This is a genomic window from Cetobacterium sp. (genome assembly GCF_048470075.1).
In the GTDB taxonomy this organism is placed as follows: Bacteria; Fusobacteriota; Fusobacteriia; order Fusobacteriales; family Fusobacteriaceae; genus Cetobacterium_A.
Genome location: NZ_DBGBQB010000066.1, coordinates 1 through 7,509, shown reverse-complemented (window position 1 = coordinate 7,509; position 7,509 = coordinate 1). Strand labels below are relative to the sequence as shown.

The 7,509-nt window shown below is 30.8% G+C and carries 7 protein-coding genes; 2 read left to right on the top strand and 5 right to left on the bottom strand.

Features of this window, described 5'->3' with window-relative positions:
* The first annotated feature begins 34 nt into the window (after nt 1–34).
* Together ACMOUI_RS02335 and ACMOUI_RS02330 are read left to right on the top strand one after the other, a co-directional pair.
* The gene (locus ACMOUI_RS02335) at nt 35–967 is read left to right on the top strand and encodes a 2-dehydropantoate 2-reductase (RefSeq protein WP_418964138.1); all 933 of its coding nucleotides are present in this window, start codon (nt 35–37) and stop codon (nt 965–967) included.
* Nucleotides 968–1,071: 104 nt separating this feature from the next.
* Nucleotides 1,072–1,272: a hypothetical protein gene (locus ACMOUI_RS02330; RefSeq protein WP_418964137.1), complete on the top strand. Its 201-nt coding sequence runs from the start codon at nt 1,072–1,074 to the stop codon at nt 1,270–1,272.
* A 60-nt stretch (nt 1,273–1,332) separates the two neighbouring features.
* Here ACMOUI_RS02330 and ACMOUI_RS02325 read toward each other — a convergent pair whose 3' ends face one another.
* From ACMOUI_RS02325 to ACMOUI_RS02305, 5 genes are all read right to left on the bottom strand, one after another.
* On the bottom strand, nt 1,333–2,718 hold the full coding sequence (locus ACMOUI_RS02325) for a basic amino acid/polyamine antiporter (RefSeq protein WP_418964136.1): 1,386 nt from the start codon (nt 2,716–2,718) through the stop codon (nt 1,333–1,335).
* A 164-nt stretch (nt 2,719–2,882) separates the two neighbouring features.
* Nucleotides 2,883–4,346: a basic amino acid/polyamine antiporter gene (locus tag ACMOUI_RS02320; RefSeq protein ID WP_418964135.1), complete on the bottom strand. Its 1,464-nt coding sequence runs from the start codon at nt 4,344–4,346 to the stop codon at nt 2,883–2,885.
* Between the two features lie 21 nt (nt 4,347–4,367).
* Nucleotides 4,368–6,623, bottom strand: coding sequence for an Orn/Lys/Arg decarboxylase N-terminal domain-containing protein (locus ACMOUI_RS02315; protein ID WP_418964134.1), 2,256 nt, complete (start codon nt 6,621–6,623; stop codon nt 4,368–4,370).
* 24 nt (nt 6,624–6,647) lie between these two features.
* A complete protein-coding gene (locus ACMOUI_RS02310) occupies nt 6,648–7,232 on the bottom strand; it encodes a pyruvoyl-dependent arginine decarboxylase (RefSeq protein WP_418964133.1) in 585 nt (194 codons plus the stop codon).
* Nucleotides 7,233–7,295: 63 nt separating this feature from the next.
* A partial coding sequence (locus tag ACMOUI_RS02305; protein ID WP_418964132.1) for a hypothetical protein occupies nt 7,296–7,509 on the bottom strand: 214 nt, incomplete at its 5' end.

Sequence of the window (7,509 nt, the reverse complement as noted above, 5' to 3'; positions counted from 1 at the left end):
ATATAAATTACATAAATAAAGGAGAGCGTTGAGTATGAAAATTGCAATAATTGGAGCAGGAGCTATGGGATCACGTTTTGGATATATGTTACAAGAAGCTGGAAATAATGTATTTTTAGTGGATACTTGGAAACAACATGTTGAAATAATTAATAAAGATGGACTTTTAGTTGATGATAATGACACTTTAAAAACAATTAAAATACCAATTTTTTTTCCAGAAGAAGTAAATGAGATTCCAGATTTAATAATTTTATTTACCAAGTCAATGGGATTAAAACCCATGTTAAAAAGTATAGAGAAAATAATTGGCAAAAATACACAAGTTTTATGTCTATTAAATGGATTGGGACACAGTGATACAATAGCTGAATTTGTAAATAAAAAAAATATCCTTATGGGAGTTACTCTATGGACATCTGAACTAGTTGCTCCTGGACATATAAAACTGACAGGAAGTGGAAACGTAGAGATTCAAAGTTTAGACCCAAATATGGAACATGCTGCTGAAAAAATATGCCAAATTTTCAATAAAGCGTCCCTTAATGCTATACACAGCAAAAATGTGATTCTATCGATTTGGAAAAAAGCATGTATAAACGGTGCTTTAAACTGTACTTGTACTATCTTAAACTGTAATATAGAGGAGTTTGGTCAATTAAAAAATTCTAGAAATATAATTACAAATATAATTCAAGAGTTTTCTGAGATAGCTAATAAACAAGAAGTTGATTTAAAAGTCGATGAAATTATAAGTAATGTTGAACAAACGTATGATCCTGACGAAGCTGGTGAACATTTCCCATCTATGCATCAAGATTTAATACAAAATCATAGACTTACAGAGATTGATTATATCAATGGATACATTTCAAAAAAGGGAAAAGAGTTTAATATATCTACACCATATAATGACTTACTAACAATGCTTATACATTCCAAGGAGGAGTTATTAATAAAAAAGTAAATATGGATAAAAAAGACTATACTTTACATTTAGATGAAAAAAGGAACTATTCTATTCTTCTAGTATAAATTTATAATCATAACCATTTTTAAGGAGACGATACCATGAAAATTATAAGTGAAATAAACATATTAGGCAGATGGGAAATTGCCATTCAAACCAATAATGAACCAGAACAAGAGATTTTAAAAGATAAACTCAATGAAATTGGAGCAGAATTTATGGAATCAGGAGTTTCTGAGGTTATCGTATATGCTGATAGTGGTCAAAAACTTAAGATAAATAGCTTTATTTCTAAAAATTAGAATATACTATATTAAATATAAAGGAGGAATACTTAGTGATATTCCTCCTTTTTTATAAAATCAAATTAAAATATAGTAGACTGAAATAATTCCAAAAATTAAAATTATAAACGATATAAATTTTTCCTTAGTATTTTGAAAAAAATATCCTGTTTCTCTTTTAGTAGCATATATAAAATAAAGAGTTCCAAAAGAATAGAGCGATAATGACTGAAAAATATAGTTCAATCCAGATGAATAAATCATCCATGCTCCATAGATAACTCCACCTACTCCCCAATAAAAGCATTTTTTATGAGAATTTCTGATTGCAATTTTTGTCAAAAATAATGAAGAAAAAATATAGGGAATAAGAATCATACATGAAGCGGAGTTTGTAATAACAAGATATGCATTTTGAGCTGATAATGAAAGAAAAAATACAATTTGTTTTAAAACTCCATTTGTAAGAAGCGCTCCAGAACAAGCATCATTTTTATTAACTTTTTTAAAAAATTTAGGGAAAAGTCCATCTAAAGCTACATTATATGGAATTTCAGCTGTTAAAAATGTCCAGCTTAACCAAGCTCCACCAACGGATACTAAAACAGCAATATTAACCAAACTTGCTCCTACTGGACCTATAACTCTTTCAATAATATATGATAATGCTGGATTTTTTAAAGCAGCTAATTCTGCATCACTCAAGACACCATAACTTAAAAGAACAATAAAAACATATAAAAATAAAGATATAAAATACCCTATCATAGTAGCTCTCCCCACAAGTTTTATATCTGAAGCTTTATCAGAGATGACAACAGCACCTTCTATCCCTATAAATGCCCATAAAGTTTGTAACATACACCCCTTTACTTGAGTAAAAACAGAGGGGTTATTTAAAGAAACACTCCAAAAATCCTTAAAAAATATCTGTTTGTCAAATCCAATATACAAAATAACGATTCCTAAAAAAATAGCTATAACTTTACCTATTGTTGCTAAAACATTTATAAATTTTAATCCTATATCTCCTGTTAAAGCAATTCCTATCACAATCCAAATCAAAAGAGTTCCCAAAAGAAGCCCGTTGATACTATTTATAGGTCCTATACTGGGGAAAAAATAGTTTAAAGTTTGAACCAATAGAACTGGATAACTGGCATTACTTATAACATTTGAAATCCAATATCCCCATGCTGAATGAAATCCAGAAAAATTTCCAAAACCCACTTTAGCATATTTATATATTCCGTCTGTTATATCTGGGGTTTCACTAGCTAAAATTTGAAAGTTTTTGGCTAGAAAAAGAACTCCTACACCAGAGATTAGCCAACCTATCATAGCTGCTCCAGCAGATGATGTTTGAGCAATATTTTTAGGCATATTAAATATTCCTCCGCCTATCATAGAGCCTACAACAATTGTTGATAATGCAAAAATCCCTAGAGAACATCTCTTTTCCATAGCAACTAAATCCTCCTTAAGCACTTTTAAGCTATTTTGTTATATCATATTTTTATTTTTTAATATATTAATCCTTGAAAAATTAATATTAGGTGTCTATAATATGGATGTATTTTACATAATCCCCATATTATAAACACCTTTAACTTATTAATATTATTTCTTTATCCTAATAGAGCTTTGTAATTCATAATCAAATATATTAGCCCCAAAATTCCAAGAATAAATAGGACTATTGAAAATACTTTTTCCTCTTTAGTAAACTCAGAATTACTTGGATCAAACTCTTTTCTGGCTCTCATAAAGAATGGGATACCAATAGCATAGATAACAGCAGCAAGAAGCATATAGTTTAGTCCAGCAGCATATACAAGCCATAGACCATAGATTGTTCCTAAAAGACCTGTTATTTCAGCATTTTTTCTACTTGCAAATATATTAGTTGGATAGTTATCATTTTTTGCAGCAATTTTCCATAGGTATGCTGTACAAATTATATAACAAGGTAAAACCATCACCCCAGTGATACTTAACATTAAGTTCCAAGCGTTGTTAGAGAAGTAAACCACAACCATAGTAATCTGCATAATAATACTTGAAATAAGCAGTGAAAATGATGGGGAATCATTTTTATTTACTTTAGCAAAAGATTTTGGAAAAGTTCCCGCTTTAGCAGCAGCAAATGGAAGTTCAGCAAGCATAATAGTCCAAACAAGCCAAGAACTTAGAATAGCTATTATAACTCCCAAATTCATAATCCAATCTCCCCACTGTCCAATAATTCCACCTAAAACAGCTGCTGTTGATGGAGCTGCCATAGTTGAAAGTTCTCCTTGAGAGAAGTGCCCAAGAGGAAGTAATGACAGTACTGCATAAAGAACTAAACATCCTAAAAATCCTAAAAGAGTAGCCTTTCCAACTTCAGCTTGATCTTTAGCTCTATCTGATACAACAACTGCACCCTCTATTCCTATAAATACCCAAAGAGTAACAAGCATTGTACTTTTTACTTGACTTAAAAGACTACCAAGAGGTTTATCGGCAAGATAAGTGATAGTTTCAGTACCCCAGAAGTTAGTGAAGAAAAAAGCAATTTTAAATACAAAAGCAGTAATTAATAAAAATATTACTATTGGAACAAGTTTACCTATAGTTCCAATAGTGTTTAAAGAAGTTGCTCCCTTAACACCAGCAAGAACAATAAAGTACATAATCCATATAACTAGGGAGCCTCCGATAACCGAGTTAAAGTTATTTCCACCTGTAAAATATCCAGGGAAGAAATAATTTAAAGAGTCCATTAGTAAAACTGCATAACCGATATTGGCAAAACAGTTACAAATCCAATAACCCCAAGCCATAAGGAAACCGGTAAATTTTCCAAACCCAAGTTCTCCATAAGTATAAATTCCAGTTGTTGCATCTGGTCTAGCTTCTGCCAAGATTCTAAATGTGTTGGCAACAAACCACATTCCCAGCCCTGTTATAATCCATGCAATAATAATCGCTCCAGCCCCTGCTGATTGAGCCATGTTTTGAGGTAGATTAAACACTCCACCACCAATCATAGCACTAATAACAACGGCAGTAAGGGCCACTAAGCCAAGTTTTTTACTATCACTAGCCATTTTAAACCCTCCTTAAAAAATTTAATTTTTTATAACCATTGTATGGAATCTTCTAATTCCATCTTTATCAACAAAAGCTTCAATTCCATGAATATCACTAAAATATCCTGGGAAAATTCTTTCAAACTCCTCTCTTGCTAAAAGGAAGTCTAAAATAGGTTTAGAGGTTTCATCTATTTTTTCACCACCCATTAGTACTGGAATTCCAGGAGGATATGGCACAACAATAACTCCAGCAACTCTATTCATACAATCTTTTACTGGAACATGTTCAATATTTCCTCTAAATACTTCTCTAGAGGCTTCTGCAGGTGTTAATTCCTGATTAGGAATAATTTGGAAAGCTTTATCCATAAGTTCTAAAAGTTTGGATTCTATAATATATTTATGCATATCTAAACAGTGATCTTTTAATCCTTTGTTAGAGTATTTTTCAGGATAAGAGTTCACTAAATCTGGGAATATCTCTTTAAGAGGGGTATTTTTATCAAAATCTTTTTTAAAATCCATTAAAACTTTAATAAGAGCTTCCTGTTTTGTTATAGTAGTCCCAATAGAATGAAGGAATAAAAGAGAGTATGTATCTGTTTTTTCATTAACCACTCCCCTATCAATAATATAGTTACTTAAAATAGAAGCTGGAATACCTATTTCTTCATATTTCCCATCAACATTTAACCCTGGACATTTCAAGGTTAACTTTATAGGGTCTAGCATAACATAATCTTTTTCGATATCACTAAATCCATGCCAGTTATTATTAGAATCTAAAGTCCAACAACTTTGATTATCTAAAAGATATTTATCTGGAACATCTTCAAAATCTGTTAATACACCATTGTATAAAACTTTTTCTGGTTGCCATAATGAGAAAAACCATTGATTAAAACTAGCATATTCCTTATTTAAATGAGCAATTCTTTTTCTAAAATGAATTGCATTTAAAATAGTTTCATCAATTATCTCTTTACCACAGAAATCCATCATGGCAGTGGATACATCTAAAGATGCAATCATACTATACTGTGGTGATGTTGATCCATACATCAAATATGCTTCATCAAAAACTACAAAGTCAACTTTACTTTTTGTACCATCTTTAACATGAAGCATAGAGGCTTGAGAAAAAGCTCCCAATAGTTTATGTGTCGATTGAGATGCAAAGATTGGTGGATGTTCAATAAAGTCATCAGACTCAGTCATTGCATAGTGGTTTTTATATATTGGATGGAATTTAGCATAAGCATACCAAGCCTCATCAAAATGTAGGTTTTCTACATTGTTATTCAAAGCCTCTTTAATTTTATTAACATTGTAACATAGTCCATCATAAGTTGAGTTTGTTAATGCAGACATCTTAATTTTTTGCTTTTTCTGCTCATCTGTCAATTTAGGATTATCAAGAATCATCTTATCAATATACTCTTTTGTAAACTCATTTAATTTAACAGGTCCAATAATACCCAAACTATTTCTTCTAGGTATCATATACATAGGAATAGCTTCAGTTATAACCATTCCATAATTTAATGATTTATGACAGTTTCTATCTACAAAAGCTAAGTTATCCTTAGTAACTCTCCCTTTCCAAATAACTTGATTAACAGAACTTGTACCATTTAAGATATAATAAGTTTTATCAGCTGAGAAAACTCTAGCAGAATTACTTTCCGCATCTTTAACAGGACCCTCATCATCAAGAAGTGAACCTAGTTCAGGAACAGATATAGAAAGGTCTGCTCTAAGAGTATTCTCTCCATAGAAATCTAACATCATTTTTCCAATAGGATTTGTCATAAACATAAGCCCTCCAGCGTGACCAGGAGTATGCCAAGGGTATTTAAATTTATGAGTATAGTCCATAAGTTCACCAAAGAAAACTGGTTTTATAGATTTTATATATTTTTCAACCTCAACCTCTAATTGCCCAGCTAAGAAAGTGAGACTATCTTCAAAAATATTCATAATAAGGTTGATTGAATTTAAAATTTGTAAAGGTATCTCAGCAGAAGATTTCTCTGTCAAAACAATTATAGGAATTTTAGAATTAGTTTTTCTGATATACTTAACTAACTCTTCTAGCTCCTCATCAGTATCTAAAACAACTCCAGCGATAGCTTTATCAGAGGAAAATACCCTTTTAAAATCAGTGCTATTATCAACAAAAGAGGTATTGAAAGATTCTAAAAGTATATCCAATTGTTTAGAGGATTCGTAGGTTGAATCTAACTCGTGAAATACCAATAGTGGCCAATTTAAATAATCAATAGACTTCATAATAAAAAACCTCCTTCTTCATTTTTATTTTTTTTCAACAACATCTGCATATTCAAAATTCAAAAATCCTAAAGCAGTTAAACAATATCCAAATTGTTTTTCAATATTTAAGAAATTATGGAATATTTGGAAATCACTAAACTTTTTAATTCCTCTTATACTCAATTCGTGATTTAATGATTTTTTTAACCAAAGCTCACAGTGCGCTTTAGCAATTTCATCATCTATATATGTTGGGAAATACTCTACATACTCTGCAGCCCATCCACCTATTAACTCATCTTTTTCATTGTAACCCCAAACTATACCAACACCTGTTGCAATAGCTTTGTGCTCATCCCTATTTGCCCCATTTCCAGCCATTATAACTTCTAAAACAGCTCCATGGTGAAATTTATCAACTACCTCATCCACAGGTAAAATATTACCATAAAGCTCTTTTGGAAGAACTGATGTGTATGGAACCACATTGAAATTTTCAATTTTAGCTTCTAATAAAGCAGAGTCATAGCAAAAAGTTTCAAAAGGTTGTGGTGGAATACCATCATCTGACTGTCCCACACCTCCTGTATGAAATCCTAAAACTGGGTAACGTGTTCCTAATACCATAATAAAGACCTCCTCATTATTTTGTTTTTTATAAAAATACTGCTGTACTTTGGTTGCTTTATTCTAAATACATATCAACTTTCTTTCTTTTTTTATCTTTATTGACAATATCAAGGTAAAATTGGTAGTTAAATCTATGGTAAAAGTATAGTTTTCAACTATAAAATGCAATATTATTAGTATATGAACTCTAAAAATTTCCAGAAATTTCATATATTTTAACAGTACCAGAGGTTCTAAAGATCCCAATAAAATAATATTTTTAAATGTTGTAATT

What these genes read in the sequence shown, in the direction of transcription:
- ACMOUI_RS02335 (WP_418964138.1), top strand. Translation starts at nt 35, where the DNA reads ATGAAAATTGCAATAATTGGAGCAGGAGCTATGGGATCACGTTTTGGA.
- ACMOUI_RS02330 (WP_418964137.1), top strand. Translation starts at nt 1,072, where the DNA reads ATGAAAATTATAAGTGAAATAAACATATTAGGCAGATGGGAAATTGCC.
- ACMOUI_RS02325 (WP_418964136.1), bottom strand. Translation starts at nt 2,718, where the DNA reads ATGGAAAAGAGATGTTCTCTAGGGATTTTTGCATTATCAACAATTGTT.
- ACMOUI_RS02320 (WP_418964135.1), bottom strand. Translation starts at nt 4,346, where the DNA reads ATGGCTAGTGATAGTAAAAAACTTGGCTTAGTGGCCCTTACTGCCGTT.
- ACMOUI_RS02315 (WP_418964134.1), bottom strand. Translation starts at nt 6,623, where the DNA reads ATGAAGTCTATTGATTATTTAAATTGGCCACTATTGGTATTTCACGAG.
- ACMOUI_RS02310 (WP_418964133.1), bottom strand. Translation starts at nt 7,232, where the DNA reads ATGGTATTAGGAACACGTTACCCAGTTTTAGGATTTCATACAGGAGGT.